The sequence below is a fragment of the Thiobacillus sp. genome (genome assembly GCA_024235835.1).
Taxonomy (GTDB): Bacteria; Pseudomonadota; Gammaproteobacteria; order Burkholderiales; family Thiobacillaceae; genus PFJX01.
This window is the reverse complement of the sequence record JACKLQ010000003.1, coordinates 65,119-78,752: the sequence shown is the minus strand read 5'-3', so window position 1 is coordinate 78,752 and position 13,634 is coordinate 65,119. Positions and strand designations below refer to the sequence as shown.

At 63.2% G+C, this 13,634-nt stretch carries 14 protein-coding genes; 11 read left to right on the top strand and 3 right to left on the bottom strand.

Translation table 11 applies throughout. The features are described 5' to 3' along the window. Window positions 1-55 precede the first annotated feature (55 nt). The 6 genes from H6935_14365 to H6935_14340 all read left to right on the top strand — a co-directional run bounded on the left by H6935_14365 (window position 56) and on the right by H6935_14340 (window position 6,454). Window positions 56-811, top strand: coding sequence for a glycosyltransferase (locus H6935_14365; protein MCP5279521.1), 756 nt, complete (start codon window positions 56-58; stop codon window positions 809-811). A gap of 41 nt (window positions 812-852) precedes the next feature. After that, window positions 853-2,505, top strand: coding sequence for a glycosyltransferase (locus tag H6935_14360; protein MCP5279520.1), 1,653 nt, complete (start codon window positions 853-855; stop codon window positions 2,503-2,505). Between the two features lie 222 nt (window positions 2,506-2,727). Then, window positions 2,728-3,387: an FkbM family methyltransferase gene (locus tag H6935_14355; GenBank protein MCP5279519.1), complete on the top strand. Its 660-nt coding sequence runs from the start codon at window positions 2,728-2,730 to the stop codon at window positions 3,385-3,387. Between the two features lie 95 nt (window positions 3,388-3,482). Then, entirely contained in the window at window positions 3,483-4,178 is a 696-nt protein-coding gene (locus tag H6935_14350) for an FkbM family methyltransferase (protein MCP5279518.1), read from the top strand. A 144-nt stretch (window positions 4,179-4,322) separates the two neighbouring features. Further along, the gene (locus H6935_14345; protein ID MCP5279517.1) at window positions 4,323-5,384 is read left to right on the top strand and encodes a hypothetical protein; all 1,062 of its coding nucleotides are present in this window, start codon (window positions 4,323-4,325) and stop codon (window positions 5,382-5,384) included. A gap of 23 nt (window positions 5,385-5,407) precedes the next feature. Next, window positions 5,408-6,454, top strand: coding sequence for a glycosyltransferase family 29 protein (locus H6935_14340; GenBank protein MCP5279516.1), 1,047 nt, complete (start codon window positions 5,408-5,410; stop codon window positions 6,452-6,454). Window positions 6,455-6,514: 60 nt separating this feature from the next. Here the strand turns inward: H6935_14340 and H6935_14335 are convergent, their stop codons facing one another. The 3 genes from H6935_14335 to H6935_14325 form a co-directional block, all read right to left on the bottom strand. Then, window positions 6,515-7,237, bottom strand: coding sequence for a hypothetical protein (locus H6935_14335; GenBank protein MCP5279515.1), 723 nt, complete (start codon window positions 7,235-7,237; stop codon window positions 6,515-6,517). A 183-nt stretch (window positions 7,238-7,420) separates the two neighbouring features. Beyond that, window positions 7,421-8,683 (bottom strand): capsular biosynthesis protein, encoded by a 1,263-nt coding sequence (locus tag H6935_14330; protein ID MCP5279514.1) that lies wholly within the window; start codon window positions 8,681-8,683, stop codon window positions 7,421-7,423. 113 nt (window positions 8,684-8,796) lie between these two features. Then, the gene (locus H6935_14325) at window positions 8,797-9,570 is read right to left on the bottom strand and encodes an SDR family NAD(P)-dependent oxidoreductase (protein ID MCP5279513.1); all 774 of its coding nucleotides are present in this window, start codon (window positions 9,568-9,570) and stop codon (window positions 8,797-8,799) included. Window positions 9,571-9,924: 354 nt separating this feature from the next. Between H6935_14325 and H6935_14320 the strand changes: the two genes are divergently transcribed. From H6935_14320 to H6935_14300, 5 genes are all read left to right on the top strand, one after another. Then, a complete protein-coding gene (locus H6935_14320) occupies window positions 9,925-10,458 on the top strand; it encodes a TlpA family protein disulfide reductase (GenBank protein ID MCP5279512.1) in 534 nt (177 codons plus the stop codon). Between the two features lie 5 nt (window positions 10,459-10,463). Next, window positions 10,464-10,694 carry a DUF4266 domain-containing protein gene (locus tag H6935_14315; protein ID MCP5279511.1) on the top strand — a complete coding sequence of 77 codons (231 nt, stop codon included), beginning with the start codon at window positions 10,464-10,466 and terminating at the stop codon, window positions 10,692-10,694. Window positions 10,695-10,781: 87 nt separating this feature from the next. Further along, window positions 10,782-11,813: a DUF3570 domain-containing protein gene (locus H6935_14310; protein ID MCP5279510.1), complete on the top strand. Its 1,032-nt coding sequence runs from the start codon at window positions 10,782-10,784 to the stop codon at window positions 11,811-11,813. A gap of 38 nt (window positions 11,814-11,851) precedes the next feature. Then, window positions 11,852-12,712, top strand: a complete 861-nt coding sequence (locus H6935_14305; protein ID MCP5279509.1) for an FAD:protein FMN transferase — start codon at window positions 11,852-11,854, stop codon at window positions 12,710-12,712. 29 nt (window positions 12,713-12,741) lie between these two features. Further along, window positions 12,742-13,602, top strand: a complete 861-nt coding sequence (locus H6935_14300) for a calcium-binding protein (GenBank protein MCP5279508.1) — start codon at window positions 12,742-12,744, stop codon at window positions 13,600-13,602. The last annotated feature ends 32 nt before the right edge of the window (window positions 13,603-13,634 follow it).

The following is a 13,634-nucleotide window of genomic DNA, read 5'->3' as shown; positions in this document are numbered from 1 at the left end:
CCGCCTTTTACGTAGCCGATTCCCAAGGCCAGGGTGCGAATTGAACCAGTCCGTCATGGAAACCCATGCCGCGCCCCTTATCTCCGTCGTGATCCCGACACGCGATGCCGCGGCGAGCATCGACGACTGCCTGCGGTCTCTTGCGGGCCAGTCCTTCGAGGATTTCGATGTCTGGATCCTGGACGGGGGTTCCGCGGACAACACGGCGGACCTGGCGCGGCCCTACGCCGGCAAGGTGGGCCATACCCTGCACGTGCGCGTCGAAGCGGATCGAGGCCCCTATGAGGCCATGAACAAGGGCATCACCCTGTCACGGGGACAATGGCTTTACTTCATGGGGGCAGACGACCGCTTGCACGACCCGGACGTGCTCGCCGACGTGGCCGCCCAACTGCGGGATGTTACGCCGGACATGCTTTACGGCGACGTCATCAACAGGAGCACGGGTAACCGCTACGGCGGCGAGTGGAGCCTGGACCGGCTGCTGTTCGAGGCCAACATCTGCCATCAGGCCGTGTTCTACCGGCGGTCGCTGTTCGAGCGGGTGGGCGGTTTCAGCCTTCGGTATCCGATCTGGGCGGACTGGGACCTGAACATCCGCTGCTTCCGGCATCCCGGGTTGTCCATTCGTTGGGTGGACCGTCTGGTGGCCGAGTACAACGACCGGGCGGGATTGAGCCGGGGCGAAGACCCGGTATTCCGCAAGGAACTGCCGCGCACCATCCTGCGGGACGCCAAGCGGCGATGCGCCTGGCCTGCGGGCTGGGTTCACTGGCTGGGTGGGCTGCTGGCGGGACGGGGGCGGAACTGAAGTTGGCCGACGCATGTTGCGGGTGGAGCCTGGGGAGGCTGATGAGCCGCCTCCGGCGCATGCCAGGCGCATGCACGGGGGCGGGGGCCGGGATGCCCCACATCACACTCATCGCCATTGCCCATGAGGGGGCTGGGGACGTGGCGGCTTTCTGCCATGGCCTGGAAGCCCAGACCTATCCCGCCTGGGATCTGGTGCTTTGCGTGGACCGGGTCTTGGCGGAGTTGTCCCCGCCGCCTATTGGGGAGGGCAGGTTGCGGATCGTCCAGGCTTCGCCAGGTGGCGCAATGGCGGCCATGCGGCAGGCCGTCGCCAATGCCAGGGGGGAATACGTGGTGGAGCTTGCCCTCTCAGATCGTCTTCCGGCCAATGCCTTGCATGACCTGGCCCGTGCCATCGACAAGTTCCCCGCCGCGGATCTTCTTTACGGCGATGTCGCGTGCATGGCCTCGGATGGAGCGGCCAGGCTCATGCTCAAGCCCGCATGGAACCCGGAACTGTTCCGCGGCATGGACTACGTGAGCGGGTTCCTGGCCATCCGGCGGGATCCCCTGGTTGCCCAGCTGGAGCGTGTCGTTGGGGCGGAGGACGAATGGCGCACGGCCGTGTTGTTTCGCCTGGCTGAGGCAGGCGCGGAGTGCCGCCACATCCCCAGGGTGCTGGTGCAACGGCGTGACTGTGCCGGCAACCCGGCCGGCAATCCCGACGACGCTCGGGCCCGCATGAGGATGCTGGAGGTGGAACTCGGTGGCGCAAGCGGGCCGTTCGCGGAACCGGGCGCTTTGGCGGGCACCGTGCGGGTGCGTTACCCGATCCCCGTTCCCTTGCCCCGGGTCGAGATCATCATCCCCACCCGCAATGGCGGTGCCCTGCTGGGGAAATGCGTGGGCAGTCTTTTGGACAGAACCCGCTATGACAATTTTTCCGTCCTCATCGTGGACAACCGGTCCGACGATGCCGACACGCTGCGCTTCCTCGAAAACATGGCGGGCAAACCCGACGTCCGGGTGCTGCCCTTCCCGAGGCCCTTCAACTACTCCGCCATCAACAACATGGCCGTGGCCGCCACGGATGCGGAGGTGGTCTGTCTCCTGAACGACGACGTGGAAGTCATCTCGGAAGACTGGCTGCGGGAAATGGTTTCCCATGCCATGCGGCCGGAGGTGGGCGCCGTGGGTGCCAAGCTGCTTTACCCGGACGGTACCGTCCAGCATGCCGGCATCGTCGTGGGCATGCGGCGCAGCGCCGCCCATGGCCACAAGGGTTTCCCGGGGGACGCGCCGGGTTACATGGGGCGGCTGCAGGTGGCCCAGAACTGCACCGCCGTCACGGGGGCCTGCCTGGTCATCCGGCGCGATCTATACGTCAGGATGGGTGGATTGAACGAGCGGGAGCTGGCGGTTGCGTACAATGACGTGGATTTCTGCCTGCGACTGGGGGCGGCGGGCTACCGGAACGTGTGGACGCCCCATGCGCTGCTGTATCACCATGAATCGGCCAGCCGGGGTCGTGACATTACGCCCGAGAAGCGAAGACGGCTCAAGGCGGAGGCGGCCTACATGAACCGCAGATGGCGTATGGACCGGTTTGAGGACCCCTGCCACCACCCTGGCCTGTCCCTGGCCAGGGAAGACTTCTCTCTGGCGAGTTGGGCACAGTCCTGCTGGCGAACCCGGCGGGTCGTGGCCAGGTAAGGGCGGTGTGGGTGGATAACCGCTCCGGCGGAGGTTGGGCCATGGCCATGAAGGGCCCTGGCGGACAAGTTGGATGAATTGGGAGGTTGTTTGGCGCTGATGTGGAAATTTCTGGACAAGGGCCTTGCACGGCTGGGTTACCGGCGTGCCGGGAAGATGGCTACGCCTAGAGGTGTAAATCCCCCCGATCCGTTCAAGGACCAGGCGCGCATTCTCAGGGCCATGAAACGGAACAGGGCGGTGGTCTTCGATGTGGGCGCCAACATGGGGCAGACAGCCAGCCGATACCGCAAGCTGCTTCCCAAGGCGGAAATCTATGCCTTCGAGCCCTTTCCGGACTCGATTGCGGCATTGCGCGAGCGGGTGGCGGGAGATGACCACATTCATGTCGTCCCCAATGCGGTGTCCAGCGAGTCCGGCCTTGAGACTTTCTATGTCAACGGCCTGGCCGCCACCAATTCGCTTCTGCCCAGGCCCGCCTCGGACAGGCGTTATTATCCCAGGGCAGCGGAGACCCGTACAAGCATCCAGGTGGAGGCCACGAGCCTGGACGAGTTCGTGGAAACCCGTGGCCTTTCGTCCGTCGATGTGCTGAAGCTGGACATCCAGGGCGGGGAACTGAAGGCCCTGCGGGGTGCGCGTTCACTGCTGGCCAGTGGAAAGGTGACGCTGATCTACAGTGAAATCATGTTCGTGCCCCACTATGAGGGGGCTCCCCTGTTTCACGAAATCTGGACCCATCTCGCGGGGTTCGGCTATTCACTCTTCGATGTCTATGACCTGCACAGGGCCGGCAATGGCCAGTTACGCTACGGTGACGCGCTGTTCGTTTCCGATTTTGCTAGAAAGCACGTGATAGATCGATTCCCGGAGGAGCCATGAACCCCATCCCAGGCATTGCAGCCAGAATGTCCACATGGCTTGCGGCATTGCCGTTCACAAAGCGCTCAAGCATTGCCCCGGAAGATGCACGGCGGGTGCACACGTTTTCCAACGGCGTGCGCATCTACGACGACCACATCATCCCCGCCCAGCGGGAACGCTATGCCCGAAACAACGTGCACGAAATGGAGGAGGAAGCCATCTTCCTGAAGTTGGTGACGGACATGCCCGTGGGCTCCGTGTACGTGGATGTGGGAGCCGCGGTGGGCTACTACTGCATCCTGGCCAAGAAGTACCGACCGGAAATCAGGGTCGTGGCCGTGGAGGCCCTGGCGCGGCATCGCGCCTACATGGCCGAGAACTTCCGTCTGAATGGCTTCGAGGCCAGGGATTTCACGGTCATCCCCGAGGCCATATCCTCCGTATCGGGCCATCTGGACTTCGTTGACATGAACTACAGCAGCTTCGTGAACACGTCGGGCAAGGTCAGGGAAAACGCCAGCGTGGAGAAGGTGCGGGCCATCACGCTGTCAGAGTTGGTGGGTAGCCAGGAGGCGCCCATAGGCCTCCTGCAAATGGACATCCAGGGAGAGGAAGTGGGTGTGCTGGCGGAATTTTCCCGGGCGATGCCAGATGGCGGCGGCATTGCCCAATTCCTGGTGGGCACCCACAGCCGGGACATCCACGTACGTTGCAGGAAGATGCTGGCCGGGATGGGCTACAGGATCATCATGGACGACCCGAAGCCCGCGCATCAGCCCGATGGCATCCTGGCGGCCGTGAAGCATTGACTTCCGCGGCATGGGGCAGGATTCCAATCAAGCCAGGGTGCGGCTGATCCATCCGCTCGCCGTCCCGTCGGTTCGCCAGCGCCTGGGCTGGGTTGCAAGGCGGGGCTCAAGTCTGGCGTTTTCAGGATGCAGAGGCCGGCCCGAATGAACGGACACCCCTTGCGCGTGGCCTTCCTGGCCTGCAACCGCGTGGCCAGTCGCTTCCGCCAGAACCCATCCTACTTCTACCGTTGCGACAACGTGGCCGACTATCTGTCCGGCCAGGGCCTGGACGTGGTGCGCTGCCACATGAAGGACGCGCCGGCGCCGGACCAGGTGGACGCGGTGGTCTTCCACCGTCCCCGGGCTTCCTGGCGGCTGCGCTGGCTGTTGTGGCGCTACCGTCGCGCGGGGGTGGCCACCATCGCCGACGTGGATGACCTGATCTTCGACGCGCGCCTGGTGCGGTATTCCCCGGCAATACGCAACGGCCTGGTGCCCCTCCCGATCCAGTGGCGCATCTTCCACCTGCAGCGGCGCGCCCTGTCCTGGTTCCGCCATGTAACGGTTTCAACGGACACTTTGGCCGAACATGCCAGGGCGTTGCTGCCAGGGAGCACGGTATCCGTGCTGTACAACTCTGTGTTCCGGTCCTGGCGAAACGACCCGGAACTGGTCGCATCGAATGCGCCCAGGCCGCCCTACGTGATCGCCTACATGCCGGGCACACGCAGCCATGACCAGGACTTCGCGCTCGTCGCGGGCCATCTGCAACGCTTCCTGCGGGAGCATCCCGATACCGTGCTGCGGGTGACCGGCCACCTGAACTTCAAGCTGGACGTGCCCGAGGCGCAACTGGTTCATGAGGGGCTGGTGCCCTTCGACCAATATCCCCAGCGCTTCCAGGGCGTCTGGGTCAACCTGGCCCCCCTGGAGCAGACACCCTTCAACGACTGCAAGTCGGCCCTAAAGGCGTTGGAGGCAGGCTACATGGGGGTGCCCACCTTGTGCTCGCCCAATCCGGACATGTCCAGGTTCAAGGATGCCGGAGCGTTGGTAGTGGAGGACGGAGACTGGTACGGCGCGCTGAAGCGCCTGCGGGACGAGGCCTGTTACAACGCCCTGACGGAGGGGTTGCGGCGGAAGGTCCTGGCCCTTGCGGGGGTGGAGGACCAGGCGGGGCGGCTCCTTGACATCATCGCCGCCATGGGTGGCGGCCGGTCGTGAGGTCCGGGGCGTTGCCAGCTTCCATGGCGGGGCGCACGTCGGAATTGGGCCTGTCCGGCTGGCCCTTGCGCCAGTGCAGGGAATGGGCCGCCCGGCGCAGGCATGACGGGCAGTATGACTTCGCCACCCTGGCGGGATTCCGGGAAGCCTGGCGCAAGAGCAGGCAGGCCGGCGACCTGGTGGCCTACCTCGCCTTTCGCCGTGATCTGGGCCTGCCCCTGCACAGGCACCACCTGCCCCTGCTGCTGGCGGTGTTGCCCAGGCTGGGCCCCCGTGCCTGGCTGGAGGCCTTCAATCTCATCGAGGAGGCCATGGGCCGGGGCCATCCTCCGCCCATCCACCTGGGTCCCCTGAAGCGGCGCCTGTGCGAGGTATCGCCGCCCCTGGCGGCCTTGCTGGCGGATTCCGCCTTCGTGCGCAAGTCGCCCTTCCTCAGCGCCATGGCCCGCCTGGACCGGGAGCAGGAAGTGCGCCGGGCCGCGTTCGCTGCGCACCTGCGTTCGGTGCCAAGCCTTTGTGTGGTGGGCAACCATTCGGGCCTTATCGGCTCGGGCCTGGGCGCCGCAATAGACGCCCACGCCTGCGTCGTTCGCTTCAACCAGTACCGCGGACCGGGTTCAGACCTGGCGGACTTGGGCGAAAGGACGGATGTCTGGGTGAGGATGCCCGGGGTCGCACGGGAGCAGATCGATTTTCGCGGCGGATGGGTGGTGATCAGCGGGCCCGACCTGCGCTATCGCCTTTCCAACTGGCACGCGGCGCGGGATCTGCTGGAACGCAACGTGCCCATGCTGACCGTGCCGCTGGACGTGTGGCGGGATTTGGTGGCGGAACTGGCCGCGCCCCCCTCGGCTGGACTGCTGTTCCTGGCCTGGTTGAGGCGTTTGCTGCCCCATGGCCTGCGGGGGGTGGGCCTCGCCGGTTTCCAGCGGGCCTCGGACAAGGAAGGTGCCTATCACCATGCCGTGGTCGGCAAGCAGGCGGGGCATCGCCATGACTGGCCCCTTGAGCGGGCCCTGCTGGAGGATTGGACACAAGAGGGCGGAGCGCGCTGGCTGGCGCGCTCCTGAGGGAGATTCCCTTCACTCCCGGGGTCATTGGTCCCGCATCGGGGGGGCGTTCCGGGTAGATTACTTGCCCAGCAGGTTCTGCAGGAAAGACATGACGGAGGTGTCTTCCTCTTCTTCTTCGTCCTCCTCCTGGAAGGCCTGGTATTCGGCCAACGCCACCTGGCCGTCCCGGTTGGCATCAGCCTCCTTGAAGCCCTTCTTCAGGTCGTCCAGGGTTCCCGCAGGCACGCCCTTCAGTTCTACTTCAGAGAGTCCGCCGCTGTCGTTCAGGTCCGCCTTCTTGAAGGCCGACTGCCAGTCCTGGGCGGGGGCGGCCTTGTGCGTGGGCTTGGGCGCGGGCTTGAAGTTATCACGCTCCGCCAGGGTGATCTGGCCGTCCCGGTTGGCGTCCATGGCGTCGAAGTTCTTCTTGACGTTCGGGAACTGTTTTGCGGGGGTTTTGCCAAGCTCGACCTTGGACAAGCCGCCGCTCTTGTTGGTATCCACCTGATTGAACAGTGCTTCCACACGCTTCCTGCGCGCGTCGATGAACTGACCGTATTCAAGGGGCGTGACCTGCCCGTCCCGGTTGACGTCCATGTCCTTGAAGCGCTTCTTGATGAGCGGGAAATTCTTGGTCTTGTCCAGTTCGGACTGGGAAAGCCCGCCGCTGTAATTGAGGTCCGCCTGCTTGAATTCAGAGAGCCAGGCTTCGTATTTCTGCCTGTCCTCCATGGGGGCGGACAAGGCGACCGAACTGAGCAGCAGGGCCGATAGCGCGAAAACCGAGCGAGTTTTCATCATGCGTTCCTCCGTTGATGTTGAAAGGAAGTCAGGAGTCTTTGTTCACAAACTGCGTGCCGACGAGGCTTTGGTGGCTTGGGGGTCGGGCGCCGGGTCGGTTGGCAACCGAAGTATAGGCAACCCCCAGATATCGCAGTGTGACTGTCCGCACAGAATCTTGACGGGTTCCGTGGTCGTCCATCCTCATCCGTTGGCGTTGGGGGCTTCGGTCTTTCCGGAAGGACAGGGCATCGCTTCGTTGACCGTCCGGAGGTGGAGCCGCTCCGCGGCCGCAGCCACGCCCGCGTCCAGGCCGGGCTGGTTGTAGAACACGCCGCGCACCTGGATGGTGGCGGCCATGGCGTTGAGGAAGGCGTCCCGCAGGCCGGGATCCGGCGGGGATGGTCGGGCCCAGAATTCGTCCAGGCCGCCCTGGTGGGTAAGGCCCGGCACGTCGTAGATGGCTTCGCCCAGGGTGATGACCGGGCAGCCGAACTTCAGGGCGGACAGGCCCGAGGTGCTGTTGATGGTGACCATGCCCCGGGCGGTCTGGCACATGGCGTCCAGGCTGCCGCCGTCCACGTAGTGGATGCGGACAGCCGCTGAGGTTTCACCGGCGAGCCTGTTCACGATCTTTTCCCAGTTCTTGAGGCCCGGATCCCAGGGGTGGACTTTAACCAGCAGGTGGGTGTCCACCGGGGCATGGGCAGCGAAGGATCGCAGGACCTCGGCGATGGGCGTGCTCATGTCCGGATATGGTGAGTACGCCCGGATCTGGAAGTCGTTTTCCATCTGCAGGGGGAAGACGAAGAAGGGGGTGGCGGCCTCGTTCAGGGCCTGGAGCCGGGCCATGGCCGCCGGGTTCTTCCAGCGGCTCTGGAACAGGCGCAGTCCGGTGCCCAGGTAGACCAGGATGGGATTGTCCCGCTTGTGGGTCTCGTAATGGGGAAACAGCCACCACAGGAAGTAGTTGGCGAAGTGGTAGGTCATGTCCCACAGGGCCATGCGCCAGAAACTGTCCTGGTAATGCCGGGAAAAATCCGCCTTCGGGCAGCGGGCCGCCAGTTCGAGGATGGCTTCTGGTGAGCGGGGAAACAGGGAATGGGCGGACATGCCGTCCTTCTCCAGGGTGATCCAGTCCGGCCGCAGGTAGCCGAAGTCCGTCACCGTGACGCGGATGCCCCGCGCCTTGGCGGCCCGGATGGCAGCCTTGTGGTATTCCCGCTGTTCCCCCAGCAGCACCAGGTCGGTGATGCCATGCCGGTCCATGAAACCCTCGATGTAAGCAGGCCAGTCCTTCAGTCGGCCCCGGTAATTGTGTGCATTGGGGCCGCGCCAGAACAGTTGGTCGCCGATGCTGAGGTTGATGCCCCAGGCCCGGTGCCCCTTGCGGACCAAGGCGTGGGCGATCCTGGAAAAGAAGGGGGAAATGGGGCCCTGGAGGAAGAGGAAGCTGCGATTTTGCATAGGCGCGCATTTTATGCGCTGCCACCGATCCCGGCATGGGATTGGGGAGCGGGTCCGGGAATATCGACCAGACCTCCCCGGTCTTGGTCCGCAGCCTTATCCGGGCTACCCGATCAGAAAAACCCGAAGCGCTTTTGTAGCCAGAGGCTGAGACCTGGCGGCAGTATGGAGAGAAACCACATGCTCAGGTTGAGGGGGAAGGGAAAGGCGATGCGTGCCCGGTCGCGGCCCAGACCCCGCTGGATGATGCGGGCAGCCTTGTCGGCAGAGACCCTGAAGGGGGTGGGTCCGGGAAAACGGTCGCTCATGTCCGACTTTACGAAGCCGGGGCAGATCACAGTGACTCCCACGCCCCGGGGCGCGAGCCAGCCCCGCAGGGCCTCGCCGTAGACCTTGATGGCCGCCTTGCTGCCGCAATAGGCGGGGGAGATGGGCATGCCCACATAGGCCGACAGGGAACTGACGATGCCGATCTGACCGTGCCTGCGGGAGCGCATCCGATCCATGAGCGGGGTGATGGTATTCAGGGTGCCCCAGGTGTTGACCTCGAATACCTGCCGCACCGTGTCCCAGGATTCGCTGTCCTTCTGGCTGGCCAGGGTGCTGGCGATGCCCGCGTTGGCGATGACGAGGTCCACGGGCTGGGCGTCGTCGAAGGCCAGGATCCAGTCATGCAGGGCCCTGGCGTCGGTGACGTCGATCAAGCCCGTCGTCACCCGGGCGCCCAGGCCGCGGCATCGATCCGCCACATTTGACAGCCGCTCGGTATCCCGGCCGATGAGTCCCAGGGTCACTCCAGGCCGGGCATATGCCAGGGCCAGCGCCGCGCCAATGCCGTTGCTGGCGCCGGTGATGATGAGGTGGCTGGGTTCGCGTCGTCCGGACATGTATTGGAGGATGTGTTCAAAGGTCGACAAGGTAAAGCATTCCCGAAGGGTTGGATGCGGTCGATGCCTGGAACGTATCCTTTATGTGTTGGCAAGGAAGTATTGGGTCTGTTTGACTTGCGGCGGACAATTCCCATACTCGCGACCCGGCTTAGGCCGGATTTTTTTGTAGTTCAAGGTTGCAAGGTGGGACCTTGAAAACCTGGTTCAGGTATGACTTAAATATAACGTGTAAAATTTTCACACAAGTATTTGATGGTGATGTATGCTGGTGTCCAGTATTTCGTTCCAGGCCCGTTCACCGGCCTCGGACAAGAAAAACTCAAATCGAATCAGTCTTTTATGGGGGTAACCATGAAACGGATGTTTGGTGGCATGCAAGCCGCGGGCTGGCTGCTGTCGTTGGCCATGCTGGGCAACCCGGCCCAGGCGATCGAGATTGGCGACCCCGCGCCCGAATTCCAGCTCCAGGGCCTGTCCTCTACGGTCAAGCTTTCAGATGCGAGTGGAAAGCTTGTGTATCTGGACTACTGGGCTTCCTGGTGCGGCCCTTGCAGGCAGTCCTTTCCCTGGATGAACGAACTGCAAAGCAGATACGGCAGCCAGGGCTTGCAGGTTGTCGCGGTCAATCTCGACGCCAAGCCGGAAGATGCCCGGCGTTTCCTGGAAATGCAGCCAGCGTCGTTCGCCGTGGCCTTCGATCCCAAGGGACAGACCCCGCGCCTGTACGGTGTGAAGGGCATGCCTTCCAGTTTCCTGATCGGCCGCGATGGCAAGGTGCTTTGGCGGCACACGGGCTTCAAGGGGAGTGACAAGGCGGAACTGGAACAGCAGATAGCGGCGGCTTTGAAGCTGAAGACACACGCTGCCATGAATGCCCCCCAATGAAAACCATGCCCAGCCTTGTACGCTTCACGGTGATGGCGCCGTTCCTAGTCATCGGCTTGGGCGCCTGTTCCACGATCGAACCGGTGCAGCCCTGGGAAAAGGGAACCCTGTCGCGTCCGGAAATGACCTTCGAAGCGGACGTCCTGGACGCCAAGTACACCGAGCACATCCTTTTCAGCAAGGAAGGTGCTTCAGGGGGGGCTGGCGTGGGCGGCGGTGGTTGCGGCTGCAACTGAGGCGGGGTATCTCCAGTGGCAGAAAACAAGGCTTTCCCCGCGCAAGGCCAACTGATCGGCAATGCCATCCTCACGGCAGCCCTCTCCATGCCCTGCCTGCAGGCCGCCCATGCGGACAACCTTCCGGAACATGGCCTGGTCAGCTACAAGTACCTGGACTACCAGGACAGCCAGCCGGGCGAGGACCGCATCGGCGTGAAAGCCCATTCCATCATGGTGATGGCGCCTTTCGCGGGCAGATGGATGATCCAGGGCAGCGCCACCGTGGACGCCGTGTCAGGGGCCTCGCCACGCTTGTGGACCATGTCAAGCGCCTCCATGCGGGACCGGCGCAACGCCGAGGATGTCTCCCTTACACGATATTTCCCCAATGACACATTGACCGTGGGGGCCAACCTCTCGGACGAGAACGACTACACCTCCCGGGGCATCTCCCTGGGGGGGACCCACGGCAGCGATGACAGGAACACCACTTTCCACTATGGCGTGGGCGCCAACGACGATCACATCACCGCGCAAGGGCTGGACAGGAAAAAGAATACGGTCGGAGTCATGGTGGGCGTGACCCAGGTCTTCACCCCCAGGGACATCGGCCAGTTCACCGTCACACATACCAACGGTCATGGTTTCTTTACAGACCCCTACAAGCTGGCCGACTTTCGGCCGAATGAGAGGTTGCAGAGCACGGTGATGCTGCGCTGGAACCATTTCTTCGAGGGATTGGAAGGCACGCTGCGCCTGAATTACCGCTATTACACGGATTCCTGGGAAATCCGCGCCCATAGCCTGGGGGCGGAATACGTGCAGCCGTTCCCCCAGGGCTGGACCCTGACCCCATCCTTTCGTGTGCACGACCAAAGTGCGGCGCAGTTCTTCGTGGAGCCTGGCGGTGTCCCCGCCGGCCTGCCCTACCGCAGCTTTGATCAACGTATTTCCGCGTACGGTGCGCTGACTTTGGGGATCAAGGTCGCCAAGGAACTCGATGCCAATTGGACGTGGGACATGAAGTACGAGCTGTATGAGCAGCGCGGGTCCTGGCGCCTGTTGGGCGAAGGGAGCTCGGGTTTGGCACCATTCCGCGCCCGTATCCTCCAGCTCGGCCTGTCGCGCAAGTTCTGAAAGTGAAGCTGGAGCCCTATCGCTTCGAGTTCAAGGCCATGGGAGGCGGGTGTGAACTGCTGTTTTGCGCGGCCCATGAAGAAGAGGCGCGCAGGGCGGCGGAAACGGCGGTAGGGGAGGTTCGGCGCATCGAACACAAGTATTCCCGCTACCGGACGGACAGCGTGGTCAGCCAGGTCAACCAGGCTGCCGGCACCGGGACATGGACCGAGTGCGATGAGGAAACAATCTGGCTGTTCAACTATGCCGGAATTCTTTACACCAACAGCGGCGGCTTGTTCGACATCACCTCGGGCGTGCTTCGAAGGGCCTGGAATTTCGATGCGGGCATCGTGCCTGATGCAGAAACACTCGCCCCCTTGCTTGCCCTGATCGGGTGGCAGCGCGTCGAACGCCATGAGAAAAATGTTCGTTTGCCCGAGCCCGGCATGGAGGTCGACTTTGGCGGATTCGGCAAGGAATACGCTGCCGACAGCGCAGCCAGCCTGGTTGCCAAGCTGGGAATGGCCCATGGCTATGTGAATCTGGGGGGAGACATCCGGGTCATCGGCTCCCAGCCTGACGGACAGCCCTGGCTCATCGCCATCCAGGACCCGCGCCAGCGCGGCAAGATCGTCGCCACCATCCCGGTCCAGGCGGGCGGTCTGGCAACCAGCGGCGACTATGAAAAATTCTTCGAAAAAGACGGTCGGCGTTACTGCCACGTGCTGGACCCAAGGAATGGCATGCCTGTTGCTTACTGGCGTTCAGTCAGCATTGTGGCTCCCTTGGCCATCGTGGCCGGCAGTTATTCGACCATTGCCATGCTCCAGGAAGATGCGGGCATCGATTGGCTGAAGCGGTCAGGGTTTCCCTATCTTGCCCTGGCGAACGACGGTGAGCTTTATCAAAGCACTTGAGAATTTAATGTCTGTATTTGGAGAGTGAAATGGCAGGTTATTGGTGGCACGACATCAACTGGAACATTCTTGCAGGGGCGACAACAGGCAACGACGTGCTTGCGCCCATTGATCCCACGAACGCCCTGGCAAGCTTCGATGGCAAGGCGGGGTCAGACACGTTTGATTTCGGCTACTGGGTCAATATCGCGAACTTCACCATCACGAACAATGTCGATGGCTCGGTAACCGTTTCCGGTGCCAGCAATGGCCACAACCTGAACGTGAAGCTGGTCAACTTCGAGAAGATCGCTTACACGGACAAGAGCGGTGGGGCCCACACCATCACGCTGTCCGGCGGTGGCGGCGGTGGCCCCACGGCTGGCAACGACACACTGAACGGCACTTCGGCCGCCAATACCCTCAACGGTCTGGCTGGCAACGACACCCTGAATGGCAACGGCGGCAACGATGTCCTGAACGGGGGCACGGGTAACGACAAGCTGAATGGAGGAACGGGCAATGACAAGCTCCTGGGTAGTACCGGAAAGGACACGCTGACTGGTGGCACCGGCGCGGACAAGTTCGTCTTCAACAGCGCGCCCAACGCCACGACCAACCTGGACACCATCAAGGATTTCGTCCACGGCACGGACAAGGTCCAGCTGGACGACGACATCTTCACCGCCCTGGGGGCGGGGACCTCCGCCGGCGTGGCACTGAGTGCTGCAAAATTCTTTGCCGGCTCGGCGGCCCATGACAGCAGTGACCGGATCATCTACCACAAGGCCACGGGTTCCCTGTTCTACGATCCTGACGGTACGGGTGCCCAGGCCCAGATCAAGGTCGCGGTGCTGGGCGGCACCACCCACCCTTCCCTTACGGCCAGCGACCTCCAGGTCATCGCTTGACCGAGCTGGCGGCAATTCCCTGAACAATCCCG